Origin of the sequence: Bacillus cereus (assembly GCF_002577405.1) — a bacterium.
GTDB classification, from domain to species: domain Bacteria; phylum Bacillota; class Bacilli; order Bacillales; family Bacillaceae_G; genus Bacillus_A; species Bacillus_A cereus_AU.
Genome location: NZ_NULR01000016.1, coordinates 184,426 through 200,318, shown reverse-complemented (window position 1 = coordinate 200,318; position 15,893 = coordinate 184,426). Strand labels below are relative to the sequence as shown.

Here is a 15,893-nt window from a genome sequence, read left to right as displayed (position 1 = left end):
GCCCCAGTAGCGCCCGTGTTACCTTTGACGCCTTGAGGGCCAGTAGCACCAGTGGCCCCAGTAGCGCCTGTGTTGCCTTGAACACCCTGAGGGCCAGTAGCACCAGTAGCGCCTGTGTTACCTTGAACGCCCTGAGGTCCAGTGGCACCCGTGTTACCTTTGACGCCTTGAGGCCCAGTGGCCCCAGTAGCGCCTGTGTTGCCTTGAACACCTTGAGGCCCAGTGGCCCCAGTAGCGCCTGTGTTGCCTTGAGGTCCGGTAGGTCCAGTAGGTCCTCTGCCGAATGAAGCTGAATTAACTAGAGTAGTTTGTAGCTCTGCAATTAATTTAAGGAGTCCTTGGAGTGTACAATGATCAATTCGGAATAGCTTTGTAATGTAAAGTAAGTAATTAATTAAAATTTGGAGTTCAATAAATACAGCATCCGGTAAGAAGGTTGGATTTCTTAATATAGTTATTAAGTTTTTAATAATAGCTAATCCTTGTGCTTTCAGGGAGGAAGTAGCGTCTAGCGAACAGATGAATTTGCTTAGTAGGTTTAATGTATCAATTAGATCTTCGATGTTTTTGGGAGAAGGATTAGCGAAAAGTTTTGGAATTATTTTTATTAAATCGTTAATGATTGCTCGAAATGTTCTAATTTGTGCTTTGGAAATTGGGATTGATGGGGTATTTGGGATTCGTCCGGCGCTACTTGGAAAGCATGGTTTGGAGTATTTATTTTCATTGTCGTTATAACGAGACATTAAATCTCTCCTTTCTAATGAGAATGTGAACGAAACTCATCATAGTAGATGCAAAAAATAGTTAAATGGTCATAATAAAATTGTTTGTTTAAAGAAAAAATAGAAAAAACGCCTTAATTCAAGGCGTTTTTTCTATTTTCTGCGTATTGATAATATCGTTTTAGCGAAATTTTTGATTTGAATCCAACTAGCTTTATAATTTCTGACTCCGGAGTTTCTTTTTTTATTAAGTTTAAAATATAGGTGTTACGAAAGTGTTGTCCTGAGATTCCTTTTCGTAAATTAGCTCTAGCTACTTCAAGGCGAATCATTTTTTGGATAGCGATTTCTGTTAATCCTTTCGGCGCATCATTTTCGTATACCCATCTGTATGTTCCGCGATTAAAATCGAATGCGACAAACAGTGGGTCATTACTATGGTATTTTGGACGAACGGGTTCAGGGATGCTTTTGTAGTATGTGTATAATTGTTTTTTGTCTTCTTTTGTTAATGTAATTGTTCTTTCTACTCCTGCGGTTGCTGGGACAGATAATGTATTAGTTTCAAAGTGAACGTGATGCATAGTTAATGCTGTAAGTTCTTGTAAGGATAAACCGTAGTCAATTAATAGGTTTAAAATAGTGATATTACGATCCATTAATAAAGGACGCACAGGACGTTGTTTTTCTGAAAGCCCTTCTAATGAAGTGACTATGTGTTTTAATTTTTTTTCTTCATCAGATGAAATAAAATCTTCGTTACGTAGTGTGCGATCTGGTTGAATAGAAATTTCCATATTCTTTAATGGATTGGGAATGTTAAGAAAATGATGCATTCTATTTAATACAATAAATACACGATGCATTGTTTTCTCAGAGTAGTTTCGATTCGTTTTTAAGTCTGAAAAATAATCTTCGTAGTCTTTTGTACAAAGTGTTGCCCATATATTACTGGAAGGGAGCTTTTTGTTTTTTTCTAACCAATGTCCGAAATCTTCAATGTCGTAAACATAACGTTTAATGGTTGAAGACTTTCGGCCTTTATTCAATAAAAAAATAGAAAAGGCTTGTATTGTATCATGGAATTCCGTTGTTTCCATAGTCCCACCACCTTAATTATTTCTTATATTATAGCAAACTTTTCTGAAAATAGGCATTTGAAAGAGGGACTGGAATAATAATATTTGGTGAGTGGATAAAATGAGGTGATTGTATGGAACAATCGATGCGTAAGAAAAATAATAATCAAATTAATATTGTATTAAATCATCGAAAGAAAATTTCGTTACCGGCATCAGAAAATAAAGCGGTGATTTCAAGTGAAACCACTACTAAACATGAGATGTTGCAAAGAATTGAAGAAGAAATGGGAAAACTTATTGGGATGGATGATATAAAAAAGATAATAAAAGAAATTTATGCTTGGATTTATGTGAATAAAAAAAGGCAAGAGATGGGGTTGAAGTCTGAGAAGCAAGTGCTTCACATGTTATTTAAGGGGAATCCCGGTACTGGGAAGACAACCGTTGCTAGAATGATAGGGAAATTATTGTTTGAGATGAATATTTTATCGAAAGGGCATTTAGTTGAAGCTGAACGTGCTGATCTTGTAGGTGAGTATATCGGTCATACAGCACAAAAGACAAGGGATTTAATAAAGAAGGCTATGGGAGGGATTTTATTTATTGATGAGGCGTATTCATTAGCGCGGGGTGGAGAGAAGGATTTTGGGAAGGAAGCTATTGATACACTTGTGAAGCATATGGAAGATAAGCAGCACGGTTTTGTATTAATTTTAGCTGGATATTCAAGAGAGATGAATCATTTTCTTTCATTAAATCCAGGATTACAATCTCGTTTTCCTTTTATTATTGAATTTGCGGATTATTCAGTGAATCAACTGTTAGAAATTGGAAAGAGAATGTATGAAGAGCGTGAATATCAGTTGTCGAAAGAAGCGGAGTGGAAATTTAGAGATCATTTACACGCGGTAAAGTATTCGTCACAAATTACATCGTTTAGTAATGGACGATACGTACGGAATATTGTTGAAAAATCAATTCGTACACAAGCTATGCGATTGTTACAAGAGGATACGTACGATAAATATGATTTAATTGGGATATCAAGTATGGATTTGATGCTTGAAGAGGAGACGCACAGTACGTAAACTGTGCGTCTGTTTTTGGTATATAAGTACGTTTACTCTTTTTTCGCTTTTTCTTGGTAAGATTTATGGGAGCGCTCCATTTTAGCGCTTTTTTCGTGTGCTGAATTAGGATCGTGTTCAATTTGGTCTACTGAGCTTTTTTGAGCACCTTTATTAACGTGGTTTGTCATTTGTATTCACCTCACTTTAAAAATTAGTATAAACATTATGTAAAGAAAAACTCGTTAGAAAAGAAAAACCTCTTTACGATATGTAAAGAGGTTAGAGCACTACTTATGCATTGAACGTTCATTTGTATCGATACGTCTATGTGGTAAATGCCATTTGTAATGAATAGAAATCATGCGGAAGCAAACAATTAAAATGAATAAGGTGTATAGAGCCCAATCGCTAACGATAATTTTAGCGCCAATTAAGAAACCTGCTAAAATCGTCCAAAATGCATATACTTCAGCTCGAAGGACCAGAGGTCTTCTACGAGCTAAAAGGTCACGAATAATACCACCACCGATGCCTGTTAAAACTGCAGCGACGATTGTAGCGCTAATTGGTAAATCTAGCTTTTGAGCATAGAGTGCTCCTTGTACAGCGAATGCTGATAAGCCGATGGCGTCCGTGATGTTTTCCCACTTTTTCCAATGTCTAATTAATTTATTTGGAAAAAGAAAAATAATCGTCATTGATAATAGTGCGATTTGGAATAACATGTCTTGCTGCCAAAAAGCGACAATCGGATAACCGATTAGTAAATTACGAAGGGCACCTCCCCCAAATGCGGTTGCCATTCCTAAAATATACACCCCGAAAATATCATAATCTTCTTCCATTGCAACAATGGCTCCGCTTAGTGCGAAAGCGATTGTGCCTATGATGCTAAAAATCTCCCATGCCATGAATTTTCTCCCCCGCTAACTAGATGAAATGTGCTTCCTCTGCTATTATATTAGAAGGTTTAAATTTCGAAAAGGATGAGTGAACATATTTGATGGAAGAAAAAGAAAAAGTCATATTAGTTGGCTGTCAATTGTCGCAAGATGATGATGAAAAATTTATGCATTCCATGAAAGAACTTGCATCACTAGCGAAGACTGCTCGAGCGGAAGTGTTAGTATCAACGACGCAAAAACGTCCGAAATTCCATCCGGCGACTTATATAGGGAAAGGTAAATTAGAAGAGCTTGTAGCTTTAAATGAAGAATTAGAACCAGCTGTTATTATATTTAATAACGAGTTAACACCAAGTCAAATTCGGAATCTATCTTCAGTATTAGATGCAAGAGTAATTGACCGAACGCAATTAATATTAGATATTTTTGCGCAACGTGCGAAATCGAGAGAAGGTAAGCTTCAGGTAGAATTAGCTCAGTTGCAATACACGATGCCACGCCTTATGGGGCAAGGTTTGTCTTTATCACGTCTTGGTGGTGGAATTGGTACAAGAGGACCGGGAGAGACAAAACTTGAAACGGATCGTCGTCATATTCGATCGCGTATTGATGAAATAAAGAAACAACTGGCGGTTGTTGTGGAACATCGAAAAAGATACCGTGAGAGAAGAAAAGATAATAAAGTATTTCAAGTTTCGTTAATTGGGTATACAAATGCAGGGAAATCTACATTGTTTAATAGATTAACGGAAGCTGATACGTTTGAAGAAAACTTATTGTTTGCGACGTTAGATCCGACAACAAGGAAGATGCCGTTACCTTCTGGTTATACCGTGCTTTTGACTGATACGGTTGGTTTTATACAAGATTTACCTACGTCATTAATCGCTGCTTTTCGTTCGACATTAGAAGAAGCTGGTGAAGCGGATGTTATTTTACACGTTGTTGATTCGGCTGATCCTAATTATGTAGGGCATGAGCAAACGGTAAAGGGATTATTGTCAGACCTTGAAATTAATCATATTCCTATTATTACGTTATATAATAAAAAAGATAAGTTACATCAAAATTTCATTCCGTTTCCCAAGAGTGATTTCTTAATGACTAGTGCTTTTGAAGAACGTGATTTACTGCGTATAAAAGAAGCGTTAGAAATGAAGATGAAGGAAGAAATGGATGATTATCAAGTGGAAATTCCTCCGAATGAAGGCAGGTTATTAACGCTTTTAAAGACAGAAACACTATTAACCAAAATGGAGTTTCTAGAAGATAAATTTGTGTATGATTGTACAGGATATATATTTGCTCATTCATCGCTTAATGGGCAATTAAAGAGATTTTTAGTGGAAGAAGGAGAAAATAAAAATGTTTGATCGTTTGAAAAACGGAGAAAAAATTGCTCCAATCGTAAAGGAAGTAGAAAGTCAAATTACAGAAGTACATAAACGTGCGGATGAAGTAATCGAAAGTAATCAATTTCGTGTATTAGAAAGTTTTCGTAAACATAAAATTAGTGATTCACATTTTATTCCGACGACAGGTTATGGTTATGATGATATTGGTCGTGACACGTTAGAAAAAGTGTATGCGGATGTGTTTGGAGCGGAAGCTGGTCTTGTGCGTCCTCAAATTATTTCGGGTACTCATGCTATTTCTACGGCCTTATTTGGTATTTTGCGTCCTGGTGATGAACTGTTGTACATTACGGGGAAACCATATGATACGTTAGAAGAAATTGTTGGTGTGCGCGGAAAAGGTGTAGGGTCATTTAAAGAATATAATATTGGTTATAACGCAGTACCTCTAACTGAAGAAGGGTCTGTGGATTTTGAGGCTGTGGCAGCTGCGATTCATAGTAACACGAAGATGATTGGTATTCAACGCTCGAAAGGGTATGCTACTCGTCCGTCGTTTACCGTCTCGCAAATTAAAGAAATGATCGCGTTTGTTAAAGAAATTAAGCCCGATGTTGTTGTATTTGTAGATAACTGCTATGGCGAGTTTATTGAAGAACAAGAACCGTGTCATGTTGGTGCAGACTTAATGGCGGGTTCTCTTATTAAAAACCCGGGCGGGGGAATTGTTAAAACTGGTGGTTATATTGTAGGTAAAGAACAGTATGTTGAAGCGTGTGCATATCGTCTAACATCTCCAGGGATTGGTGCGGAAGCAGGGGCATCTTTATATAGTCTACAAGAAATGTATCAAGGATTCTTCTTAGCACCGCATGTTGCGGGGCAAGCGCTAAAAGGTGCGATTTTTACAGCGGCATTTTTAGAGAAATTAGGAATGAACACGTCACCGGCGTGGAATGCGCCAAGAACAGACTTAATTCAATCTGTTCAATTTGATGATAAAGAACGTATGATTGCCTTCTGCCAAGCTATTCAATATGCATCACCGATTAATTCTCATTTCACTCCGTATGCAAACTATATGCCGGGGTATGAAGATGATGTAATCATGGCTGCGGGAACGTTTATTCAAGGTGCAAGTATTGAATTGTCTGCTGATGGCCCGATTCGACCACCTTATGTTGCGTATGTACAAGGTGGATTAACGTATTCGCATGTTAAAATTGCGATTTGTTCTGCAATTGATGAATTGATTGAAAAGAATTTGTTAACAATTTCTTAAAGGGAAGCTGTCGATTTTGACAGCTTTTTTGCGTATGAAAGTATTGATTTATGCCATTAGAAAAAAGAATGAAAAATTTTTAAAAAAATCATGTTAGAAAAGTTAACATCTATTGACACTAAACATAACATGATATAAAATGAGAAACAGTTAAGGCGAAGGAGGAACTGAAACGATGAAAGAAGATAGACGTTCTGCCCCGCTGTTTCCTATTGGTATTGTTATGGATTTAACACAATTATCTGCACGTCAAATTCGCTACTATGAAGAGCATAATCTTGTTTCTCCAACCCGTACAAAGGGGAATCGTAGATTATTTTCATTTAACGATGTAGATAAGTTGTTAGAGATTAAAGATTTATTAGATCAAGGCTTGAATATGGCTGGTATTAAGCAAGTGTTACTAATGAAAGAAAATCAAACAGAAGCAGTGAAAGTAAAAGAAGAAACGAAAGAAATTTCAAAAACTGAGCTTCGCAAAATACTTCGAGATGAACTACAACATACAGGTAGATTTAATCGAACTTCATTGCGACAAGGTGATATTTCAAGGTTTTTTCACTAAAGAAAACTGATTCTGAAGGTGTTTAGAGGGACTAAGGAGGAATTTATAATGGCTAGGTACACAAGAGAAGATATTTTCCGTTTGGCGAAAGAAGAGAATGTAAAGTATATCCGTTTACAATTTACAGACCTTTTAGGAGTAATTAAAAACGTAGAGATTCCAGTGAGCCAATTAACAAAAGCTCTTGATAACAAAATGATGTTTGATGGATCTTCTATTGAAGGTTTCGTACGTATTGAAGAATCTGATATGTATTTATATCCTGATTTAGATACTTGGGTAATTTTCCCTTGGACAGCTGAAAAAGGTAAAGTAGCTCGATTAATCTGTGATATTTACACTGCAGCTGGTGCTCCATTTGAAGGAGATCCACGTAACAATTTAAAACGTGTATTAAAAGAAATGGAATCTTTAGGATTCACAGATTTCAATCTTGGACCAGAGCCAGAATTCTTCCTATTCAAAGTTGATGAAAAAGGAAATCCAACATTAGAATTAAACGATAACGGTGGATACTTCGACCTTGCGCCGATGGATCTAGGGGAAAACTGTCGTCGTGATATCGTTCTTGAACTTGAAGAAATGGGCTTTGAAATTGAAGCTTCTCACCATGAGGTTGCTCCAGGTCAACACGAAATTGACTTTAAATATGCAAATGCAATTCGCTCATGTGATGATATTCAAACATTCAAACTTGTTGTAAAAACAATTGCTCGTAAACATGGTTTACACGCAACATTCATGCCAAAACCATTATACGGTGTGAACGGTTCAGGTATGCACTGTAACTTATCATTATTTAAAAATGGTGAGAACGTGTTCTTCGATCAAAACGGTGACTTACAATTAAGTGATGATGCTCGTCACTTCATCGCAGGTATTTTAAAACATGCACCAGCATTTACAGCGGTAGCAAACCCGACTGTAAACTCGTACAAACGTTTAGTACCTGGATATGAAGCACCTTGTTACGTAGCATGGTCTGCACAAAACCGTAGCCCATTAGTACGTATCCCTGCATCTCGTGGTATTAGTACACGCGTAGAAGTACGTAGTGTTGACCCAGCTGCAAACCCATATTTAGTAATGGCTACATTATTAGCAGCAGGTCTTGACGGAATTAAAAACAAATTAACTCCACCAGCTGCAGTAGACCGTAACATCTATGTAATGACAAAAGAAGAGCGCGAAGAAGCAGGTATCGTTGACTTACCAGCAACATTAGCGCAAGCGTTAGTTACATTACAATCTAATGAAGTAGTATGTAGTGCACTAGGAGATCATTTACTTGAGCACTTCATCGAAGCGAAAGAGATTGAGTGGGACATTTTCCGCACGCAAGTTCACCAATGGGAACGCGATCAATATATGTCTCTATACTAAGAGGCTCAAACCCTTGACACATAACGTGTTGAGGGTTTTTTTATTTTGTGGGTAAAACACTTTTATTTGAAAGAAGAGTAATTCACCCTTTAAACTATATAAATCCTCTGGTATCCCTTCTTGTAATAATTTCTGTTCTAACTCATTTTTTTGCATGTTCAGATCCTCCCTTTCCCATTTAAATTACGGGAAAAGAAGAAGAAAATGTAAATATATAATTTGGAGGTAAATGTATCCTATGTATATGTGAAATAACAAAAAAACCGGCTCTTTATTTGAGCCGGTTTTTTTATATCCTTGTTTGTTGTGCTATACCCCGTATGTCATTTCTTCCAAAAATTCTCCGCCATTTCTCAGGCATATTACTATTCTAGAAATCGCACAATTAAAATAATGCTTTCTTGTTCCAATTGATTCTTCTGGAACAGGTTCTAAATCATAAAACATTTCCTCTTTTTTATGAAAATACATTTTCCCAACTTTTTCTGGTGATTCAGATGGATAATATTGATATACAACTATCTCTTCATCTTCAAATTCTTTATTCATTGTTATATGGATTGCCATAGTGTATCTCCTCCATTTTTATTCTGCATCTATATCAGGTATTTTCCAAGGGCGACCGGATCTTAAAGTTGCATCGTGTGCTGTTTTATAATCAGTTTTAAAAATCCCTTCAAATCGAGATTCGAATATTTCATGTCTAATTAACTCCATATCATTTGATAAAAATTCTCCACTTTCAAGACGTTTCCATCCTTGTGCTATTGGATAATCCGGATGAAATCTACCGATCCCTAATTCTCGTAAATCATGTTCTTTAAAAAATACATGTTCTTTCGCTCTTCTTATATGTCTTTCATTTATTCCTGTATTTTTAGCTATAGCCTGAATATCTGTAGTGGAATTTCTAATTCCTTCATAGGATTTTATTGCATCCTCTTCTCGTCTAAGCCATTCGTTTAGGGAAATATTACCGTTTCGTCCGCCGGAATTAATGTAAACTGAGCGATCTACTTTTGATGCTTTTTTAGCTGTATCAGCGGCCTCGGCCGCCTTTGCAGTCATTTTAACACCTTTTCCTACTTTGGCAATCTTTCCAACTGGTGTAAGACCAGCTACCGCCATTCCACCAGCAAAGATTCTATCCCAAGTGGAAAGTTTTTCGCCAGTAGATGGATCAATACCATCCCAAGCACGACGAACATCGTATTCACCACTGACTTCACCGGCAATATCTCTAGCTAATTTTTTACCATCAAAGCCTTTCTCTTCAGAAGATGGTTTACCACACATTGCACCTTCTTCCATTGTAACATCTTGATCATCCGCATTGCGGAATTTTTCGGCAATTCGTTTCAAATCTTCTTCCACTTGTATAAGTGAATTGATAGATGTAAAAGCTTTTGGTCTCGCATCATTGAACATTTGAATGAATTGTTGATTAGAGGCACCAATCCATTGAAAACACAAATGATCAATTTGATTACATAAATTATTATGTATGGATTCTAATGTGTGTCTAGTATTACTGCACGATTTGCAACTTCTTCTAGCATTTCAGGTGTTACTTTGATTTGAACCATTTTTCTCCTCCCATTCCCATTTAAAATTATGAAATAAAAGGAAAAAATGTAAATGTATAAATTTCAGATTATATTAAGGGGCATCTGTATAAAATAAAAATTGTCTAACAGCAAATGAAACCTATGTGTATGTGGAATAGAAAAAAGAAATAAACCGCCTGTAATAGGTGGTCTAATATTATTCACAATTAATATACTTGAAAAGGAATTGTTAATTTTCATTTAGCATAGTCTCTAATTTATCTAATTCAATAAGTAAAGGGTCGTCAAAACTTTTTACTAGACCGGTATCAGTATAGGCTCTCACCGCGCCTTTAATTCGATGAGATTCTAGTCCGTCATTAGTATAATCGTTACTTTGTAGGTAATTAGCTAAACGATTTAATCGTTTTAGTAAATCTTCATAGAATGGATCTTCTTTTTCTTTTTGTTTATTTTTTTTAATTTCAATTACTATCTCAATTTGCCTTAATAGTACCTTTGCATTTTTAGACATATATATGGTCCTCCTATTTATTTGGAATTTCCCTAACTTCTTTGATCCATTCGGATGGATATCCAAATGGTAATAGTATTTGGTCTTCATCACCTTTAAATATCGTTCCAGACCTAGTGGTTTGTTTTTCAGCTCGTCCTATCTGTAATATTGTACCTGATTAACATATGGAACCATAACGTAAATTATATAAATAAGATATATAAATTTTTCGTCCTTAAGAGAGATTTTGAATAGGAATATTTTTGATGAATTAAGGTGTAAATTTCCTGATTTATATCTTGCTAGGAATTAAGTGTTAAGATACGGTAATAAATGAAAGAAATAAATAGTAAGGAAGATAATGATTAAATTACAATAATTCGCATAAGGAAGCGATCAAAAATGAAGAAAAAAATATCAGTTGTTGGTGCAGTTATATTAAATAATGATAATCACGTACTTTGTGCATTACGCTCTCCAAATATGTCACTTCCAAATTATTGGGAGTTTCCAGGTGGTAAGATAAATAAAGGGGAACATCCGCGAGATGCTTTAGTACGTGAGATTAAAGAAGAATTGGATTGCTTCATTACTGTAGAGGAACAATTAAAAGCAGTTGAACATGAATATGAGAATATAATTGTTCATTTAGTTACTTATAAAGCGCGTATAAAGTCAGGAATACCTAAGGCCCTTGAACATTCGGAATTGAGATGGAGTAGCATTGATGATTTAAAGGCATTGAAATGGGCACCAGCTGACATTCCGACAGTAGAGGTATTGTAGTTATAAAAATAGGATACAGCAAAATAGATGCATCGTATTTTTAAAATGTAATAGGCGGGGAAACTTGAAAACTAAAAGGGGTTTTTAATAATGAATAAAAAAACAATTGAAAATGGACGATTCAAAGCTACATATCATAATGAAAAGACGGCTTACTTGGATGGTGTAAAAATCTTTCGCCATAGAGACGGTATTGCATTCGAATTTAATGGACAATTAACTTCGATCAATGATAGGGGCAAAAATTCCGTTCGGGGTGCAAATGACCTTTACAATAAATTGAATGCTATACTTCTTGAACTTGGAGTTGAGGGAGGGGAATATGAAAAGAAGAAAAAGGTCGTGACCAATAAGGAAGAAATATATGAATGACCGTTTGTTTTTGTGGGTGAATCAAAATAATTTATAATTCACCCACGAACCCACCCACAATTCACCCACAAAAATAAAAAAAGTGATGAATCGCTATGAAACATCACTTTTATGAAACCCTGATAAATCAACGTTTTTAGCGCGATTTAAAACTTGATGAATTCAGAGGATATCTTCCGCACGCAAGTTCACCAATGGGAACGTGATCAATATATGTCTCTATACTAAGAGGCTTAAATCCTTGATACAAATGGTATCAAGGGTTTTTTTGTTTCTTTTTTGTTACAACGTTATATAGGAAAAACAGCCACAAAACAACCACAAAAAATACAAAAAGTTTCACTCTAAAACATTGTTTATGTACTTTTCAAATTTGAAAATATAACGTGTTGAGATTTTTATTTATCGGGCATTTTTATAGGAATAATATAAAGGTGCTAATAAATTTACAAACGGATTTGCCAATACTTACGAGAAATGAATATCATTTGATCAAGCAATTTATTTAATATATACGACCTATTTTAATGGGGTGAAAATACCTTGCTGAAATACGTCTCAACACAAAGAAAAACGCCCTGATATTACGATATCAGGGTGTTTTCGTCATTTATCTACAATGAATTATGAAGAATATTGTCGTAATTTTTGAGGTGAAATTAAGAAGGTGTTAAACAAAAATAATTTATATTGACTCGTTCTATATAAAGAACTAAAATGGCATTAATTAGAAATGTTTGTATATTTAAAAAAGTCAAAATAGCGATTTGGTTTTTTGTGGAATTTTAAACTGAAATCTCATTGGTATTAAATGAGGAGGAGAAGTAATGAATAAGGAAATAAATTTGAAAAATTTATTTAATGTAATATGGAAAAGAGTATGGATACTACTATTGTTTACGACTCTCACAACGGTAGGAGGAGCCATGTATAGTATGTATATGAAAACACCTTTGTATGCCTCCTCAGCAAGGGTTATTGTTCAAGCTAACGCTGAAACGATGAATACATTGAAAGCGATGGTAAATGAGCCTGTAATATTAGAAAAAGTAGCTGCTGAATTGAATATTAACAGATCTGCAGGTGCATTAAGTGGGCAAATAAGCGCAGAAAGTATACAAGGCTCCCAGATTATGAAGATAAATGTAGTGGATATGGATCCTGTGCTTGCGCATAAAATTGCAAATACTACAGCTGCTGTTTATAAGAAAGAAGTAGCGAATATACTGAATTTTAATAATGTGAGTATATTGCCAGAGGATCCAGTTCAAAAATATTCGATGCCTATAAATATAAATCACTTTAAGACGATACTAATTGCGTTCACTTTAGGTATAGTGCTCAGTATCGGTTTTATTTTTTTATTGGATTCACTTGATGAGAGAATCAAATCAGAACGACGAATTGAACAATTGTTAGATATCCCTGTTTTGGGTGGAATTTCTAAAATGAATAAGAAGAATACGAAAGATAAATTTAGTGAGAAAAATACAGTGTTATTGGGGGAGGGAACGGAGTGGCATACAAAAATAGACGGAAAACAAATAAAGTTAAAGGAGAAAGTATAATTTCATCTACTGCCCCGAGATCGAAAATTTCGGAGCAGTATCGTTCGCTTCGAACAAACATTCAATTATCTTCGTCTATTCATAAAAGCAGAACGATAGTTATTACTTCTCCGAGGTACGGTGAAGGAAAAACAACGATTACAGTAAATTTAGCAGTCTCAATAGCGCAAAAAGGTGAAAAAGTATTGGTAATAGATGCGAATTTACGAACACCAACGATTCATGAAATATTTGGAGTAGAAAATACAATTGGATTAACTGACATATTGAACGGAACAATAAATTTAGAAGGCGCAGTGAAAAAAACGGAGATGGAAAGTCTTGATGTATTAACTAGCGGTCCAGTACCATTCAATCCATCTGAAATACTTAGTTCTGATGCGATGGATATGTTAATTCAAAAGGCAATGGGACGGTATGATACCATATTATTTGATTCTTCACCTGTATTAGAAGTGACGGATACGAGCGTATTAGCTGATAAGTGTGAAGGAGTATTATTGGTGATCCGATATAATCGTACTGTGAACGAAGATGCGCTTGAAACGAAAAGAGCACTAAGTTTTACGAAAAGTAGAATATTGGGTGCGGTTTTGAATGGGAAAGTATAAAGGCTATTTATAATATCAAATTAAACTTTCGTAAATAAAATCGTTCGTTATAAAGAATTGTTAATAGAATTGTGATGTGGTGATGTCTCCTAACCGCTATCAATGGAGGCACTCGATTATGCTGTGGGTTGTGAAAACAACCTTAGATGCCAGTCGTCAAAAGTGTAATGTGAGGGAGGGTTAGATGCCCATGTTTTATTAGAGTTTCTAACTATATGTTTTTAATAAAGAGAATATAGTTAGAAACTTTAGGTTTGAAAGAGTTAAGTAAGGAATTGATTAAAGGAGGAAGTTATATGACGTATCGACGGAGGATATCGTTATTGCTTTTAATGGATTCACTGATTGTATTAAACGCTATTTTTTTTAGCTATTTCTTTGTAAATGCTAGCTTCAGTGTTATCACTTTATCATCAGTTATTAGCTCGATCACTTTGTTAGTTAGTCATCATTTGTTTGCTTTTATTTATAAGTTGTATAAAAAAGCTTTGGAATATGCAAGTATAGGAGAGTTGTTAATTATATGCAAGGTTGTTACATTTTCTATACTTACTACAGCAGTTGTACAGCAACTAATCATGCAAAAAATGTATTTTCGATTATTAGTTGTAACTTGGATGATTCACATTTTATTAATTGGTGGTTCTCGCTTTATTTGGAGAATGTACAGAGATATTTATTATGTAAAAAAGGGCGACAAAAAAAGAACATTAATTGTTGGTGCTGGATCAGCCGGGACAATGGTTGCAAGACAGCTGTTGAAGAATAGTGCTGCGGAATTAATGCCAGTCGCGTTTATTGATGATAATGTCAAAAAACATAATCTTGATATTTGGGGGATTCCAGTAATTGGTGGTATGAATCAAATCGAGTACGTTGTTAAAAAACTGAATATTGAAATAATAATTTTAGCAATTCCTTCTCTAAACAAGCGAAATCGAAATGCTATTTTAAAAGAATGTTTAAGAACACAAGTGAAAACGCAAATTCTTCCGATGTTAGAAGACTTAGTAACAGGTAAAGTTTCGGTGAATGAATTCAGGGATGTCCAAGTAGAAGATTTATTAGGACGAGACCCTGTAGAGTTAGATGTGGATATCATTTCAGATTATATAACTGATAAAGTCATTTTAGTTACTGGTGCAGGTGGATCAATTGGCTCAGAAGTTTGTAGACAAGTTGCGAAATTTAAGCCGAAAAAATTGATTTTATTAGGACATGGAGAAAACAGTATTTATTCAATAGAAATGGAATTAAATGAAAAATACAATGATAGGAAAGGCGTATTTATTCCAGAAATCGCAGATATTCAAGATAAAAAGAAGATGCTTTTAATAATGAATAAACATCTTCCTGATGTTGTATATCATGCAGCTGCACATAAACATGTACCATTAATGGAAAACAATCCTGAAGAGGCTGTCAAAAATAATGTAATTGGGACTATGAATATAGCAGAGGCAGCGAGAACACATGGAGTAGGAACGTTTGTTATGATTTCGTCTGATAAAGCAGTGAACCCGACGAGTGTTATGGGGGCGACAAAGAAATTAGCTGAGATGGTCATACAGCATAAAGATAAAATAAGTCATACAAAGTTTGTTACTGTACGATTTGGAAATGTGTTAGGAAGTAGAGGCAGTGTTATCCCGTTATTTAAGAAGCAAATTCAAAAGGGTGGACCAGTTACAGTTACGCATCCAGATATGGTTCGTTATTTTATGACAATTCCGGAGGCGTCAAGACTTGTAGTACAGGCTGGTGCGTTAGCAAAGGGTGGAGAAATTTTTGTATTGGACATGGGAGAGCCAGTAAAAATAGTTGATCTTGCTAAAAACCTCATTCGATTATCAGGAAACTCCGTGGATGAAATAGGAATAGAATTTACTGGTATACGCCCAGGTGAGAAACTTTTTGAAGAATTACTAAAAGAAGATGAAATGAATGAGAAGCAAGTTCACCCAAGAATTTATGTAGGGCAAGAAATGAATGTTCGTATAGAAGAAATAGAGAATCTTATTTCAGAATATACAGATTTAAATGAATTAGAATTAAGAAAGCGATTGTTAAATTTAGTGAATCAGCGTAAAACGTTAAAATTATTAATACCAGTATCAGGTTAATG

At 35.2% G+C, this 15,893-nt stretch carries 17 protein-coding genes and 1 pseudogene; 10 read left to right on the top strand and 8 right to left on the bottom strand.

Annotated features, from left to right (window positions below; genetic code table 11):
* On the bottom strand, positions 1–746 hold a 746-nt coding region (locus COC96_RS20945; protein ID WP_142340026.1), incomplete at its 3' end, for a collagen-like repeat preface domain-containing protein.
* Between the two features lie 113 nt (positions 747–859).
* Complete coding sequence (locus tag COC96_RS20940; protein ID WP_098266956.1) at positions 860–1,825, bottom strand: tyrosine-type recombinase/integrase; 966 nt, start codon at positions 1,823–1,825, stop codon at positions 860–862.
* Positions 1,826–1,938: 113 nt separating this feature from the next.
* Between COC96_RS20940 and spoVK the strand changes: the two genes are divergently transcribed.
* Positions 1,939–2,895 carry a stage V sporulation protein K gene (gene spoVK / locus COC96_RS20935; protein ID WP_097902861.1) on the top strand — a complete coding sequence of 319 codons (957 nt, stop codon included), beginning with the start codon at positions 1,939–1,941 and terminating at the stop codon, positions 2,893–2,895.
* Between the two features lie 32 nt (positions 2,896–2,927).
* On the opposite strand, the gene COC96_RS27635 is transcribed toward spoVK, so the two are convergent.
* Positions 2,928–3,065, bottom strand: coding sequence for a hypothetical protein (locus COC96_RS27635; protein WP_170956616.1), 138 nt, complete (start codon positions 3,063–3,065; stop codon positions 2,928–2,930).
* Between the two features lie 99 nt (positions 3,066–3,164).
* Complete coding sequence (locus COC96_RS20930; RefSeq protein ID WP_097902860.1) at positions 3,165–3,788, bottom strand: trimeric intracellular cation channel family protein; 624 nt, start codon at positions 3,786–3,788, stop codon at positions 3,165–3,167.
* A 92-nt stretch (positions 3,789–3,880) separates the two neighbouring features.
* On the opposite strand from COC96_RS20930, the gene hflX reads away from it, so the two are divergent.
* From hflX to glnA, 4 genes are all read left to right on the top strand, one after another.
* Entirely contained in the window at positions 3,881–5,155 is a 1,275-nt protein-coding gene (gene hflX, locus COC96_RS20925) for a GTPase HflX (protein ID WP_141535912.1), read from the top strand.
* On the top strand, positions 5,148–6,419 hold the full coding sequence (locus tag COC96_RS20920; protein ID WP_098266958.1) for a methionine gamma-lyase family protein: 1,272 nt from the start codon (positions 5,148–5,150) through the stop codon (positions 6,417–6,419). Before hflX ends, COC96_RS20920 begins: the two co-directional genes overlap by 8 nt.
* A 175-nt stretch (positions 6,420–6,594) precedes the next feature.
* Positions 6,595–6,984 (top strand): transcriptional repressor GlnR, encoded by a 390-nt coding sequence (glnR, locus tag COC96_RS20915; RefSeq protein ID WP_000656783.1) that lies wholly within the window; start codon positions 6,595–6,597, stop codon positions 6,982–6,984.
* Between the two features lie 48 nt (positions 6,985–7,032).
* Positions 7,033–8,367, top strand: a complete 1,335-nt coding sequence (gene glnA / locus COC96_RS20910) for a type I glutamate--ammonia ligase (RefSeq protein WP_098266959.1) — start codon at positions 7,033–7,035, stop codon at positions 8,365–8,367.
* Here glnA and COC96_RS27630 read toward each other — a convergent pair.
* From COC96_RS27630 to COC96_RS20895, 4 genes and pseudogenes are all read right to left on the bottom strand, one after another.
* Positions 8,359–8,523, bottom strand: coding sequence for a hypothetical protein (locus COC96_RS27630; protein WP_176538768.1), 165 nt, complete (start codon positions 8,521–8,523; stop codon positions 8,359–8,361). The two genes, glnA and COC96_RS27630, sit on opposite strands and share 9 nt — an antisense overlap.
* 153 nt (positions 8,524–8,676) lie before the next feature.
* A complete protein-coding gene (locus COC96_RS20905; protein ID WP_000974349.1) occupies positions 8,677–8,934 on the bottom strand; it encodes a hypothetical protein in 258 nt (85 codons plus the stop codon).
* 459 nt (positions 8,935–9,393) lie between these two features.
* Positions 9,394–9,953: pseudogene (locus COC96_RS28385) on the bottom strand (WXG100 family type VII secretion target); the annotation flags it as partial.
* Positions 9,954–10,164: 211 nt separating this feature from the next.
* Positions 10,165–10,449, bottom strand: coding sequence for a hypothetical protein (locus tag COC96_RS20895; protein WP_098266960.1), 285 nt, complete (start codon positions 10,447–10,449; stop codon positions 10,165–10,167).
* A gap of 384 nt (positions 10,450–10,833) precedes the next feature.
* Here COC96_RS20895 and COC96_RS20885 point away from each other — a divergent pair, with 384 nt between their 5' ends.
* From COC96_RS20885 to COC96_RS20865, 5 genes are all read left to right on the top strand, one after another.
* A complete protein-coding gene (locus tag COC96_RS20885; RefSeq protein WP_098266961.1) occupies positions 10,834–11,217 on the top strand; it encodes a (deoxy)nucleoside triphosphate pyrophosphohydrolase in 384 nt (127 codons plus the stop codon).
* Between the two features lie 90 nt (positions 11,218–11,307).
* Positions 11,308–11,589 carry a hypothetical protein gene (locus COC96_RS20880; protein WP_098769295.1) on the top strand — a complete coding sequence of 94 codons (282 nt, stop codon included), beginning with the start codon at positions 11,308–11,310 and terminating at the stop codon, positions 11,587–11,589.
* 827 nt (positions 11,590–12,416) lie between these two features.
* On the top strand, positions 12,417–13,157 hold the full coding sequence (locus tag COC96_RS20875) for a YveK family protein (protein ID WP_098769294.1): 741 nt from the start codon (positions 12,417–12,419) through the stop codon (positions 13,155–13,157).
* Positions 13,106–13,768, top strand: a complete 663-nt coding sequence (locus COC96_RS20870; RefSeq protein ID WP_098266964.1) for a CpsD/CapB family tyrosine-protein kinase — start codon at positions 13,106–13,108, stop codon at positions 13,766–13,768. The genes COC96_RS20875 and COC96_RS20870 overlap by 52 nt, the downstream gene beginning before the upstream one ends.
* A 296-nt stretch (positions 13,769–14,064) precedes the next feature.
* Positions 14,065–15,891, top strand: a complete 1,827-nt coding sequence (locus tag COC96_RS20865) for a polysaccharide biosynthesis protein (protein WP_098266965.1) — start codon at positions 14,065–14,067, stop codon at positions 15,889–15,891.
* Positions 15,892–15,893 lie beyond the last annotated feature (2 nt).